Source organism: Gracilibacillus halophilus YIM-C55.5, from assembly GCF_000359605.1.
Classification (GTDB): Bacteria; Bacillota; Bacilli; order Bacillales; family Amphibacillaceae; genus Gracilibacillus; species Gracilibacillus halophilus.
On sequence record NZ_APML01000098.1, the window covers coordinates 1 to 1,124 of the forward strand.

1 protein-coding gene is annotated in these 1,124 nt (G+C 37.4%); it reads left to right on the top strand.

What is annotated here, in order from left to right:
* The first annotated feature begins 252 nt into the window (after window positions 1–252).
* Window positions 253–588: a recombinase zinc ribbon domain-containing protein gene (locus tag J416_RS14840; RefSeq protein ID WP_003475383.1), complete on the top strand. Its 336-nt coding sequence runs from the start codon at window positions 253–255 to the stop codon at window positions 586–588.
* The last annotated feature ends 536 nt before the right edge of the window (window positions 589–1,124 follow it).

Here is a 1,124-nt window from a genome sequence, read left to right on the forward strand (position 1 = left end):
TAGAGACCAAAAGAAATAGAATTTTTAATACTCTTTTCTATTGTTTCTTTCGTTCTATCCGAAGCCCAATATGTACTCGATAACAAGTTAAAGACAGTATCTAAATTTAGCAAAGAAATATCATCACTTACTATAAAATTACCTTTATTCCAATTCAACGCCATCCCCCCAATTATTCTCCGCAAATCAACATTATACTTATAGAATAACATAATTTGTTAATGATTATGTTAGAAATAGGTAAACACTTTGATGACAGATACGCACCTTTTCACCAACCACATGTACTGCTCGGACTGCGGCAAGGGAATGTGGTACCGCCAGAATAGACATGGATATATTTGCGGATTCTACGCGAAACATGGGACCATTGCTTGTACCAATCATGCGATTAAAGAACAGGACCTTAAAAATGTCATTTTACGCCGTATAAAAAACATGGCTGAGTTTATACATGAACAGGGATTGGAATCAAAACTTAGAAATTTGGACCAACGACACGCCGAGCATTCTCAGGAAGAATTACAGGAGATAAATGAAAAATTAGCTGGTCATCTTGAAAAAAGCGTCAGTACATTCATTTACTAGCCGATGAGCTTATCACGCTCGATGACTACCATGATTCATTAGGCTCGATAAAAGCAAGGATAAAGGCATTGGAAAAGAAAAAGGATGAACTGAAAACGTCAGCCCACCCTAAAACGATTATAAATGAGCTTCAAACGATACGAAACATTTTCCGTCAGCTAGAACCGATAAGTGTTGTGACTGCTGAATTGCTTCACCATTTTGTGAAAAGAATTGACGTGAACAAAGACGGAAAACCGAAAGTGACGTATCGCTTCCACTTATTTCACACAGAGTTATTCCTTCTGTTCATTCACAATAAACTCGTAACACTTTTCACCCCTTCAACCCGCTTTCCACCGTCGCCTTTCATAATAAAGTCGTAACACAAACCCCGATTTTTACCGATTTGTTTCAAAAAATGTGTCATGACTTTATTCACACACACAATAAACTCGTATCACAAAAACGCCTGAGAAACGCAGGCATCAACCTTATCTCTCAGACGTCTGTTTCAACTTTATTCTCACGAATTAGCCGATTTGTTATGACTTTTT

Excerpts from the sequence above, each read along its gene's own strand:
- J416_RS14840 (WP_003475383.1), top strand. The coding sequence starts at position 253 with ATGACAGATACGCACCTTTTCACCAACCACATGTACTGCTCGGACTGC.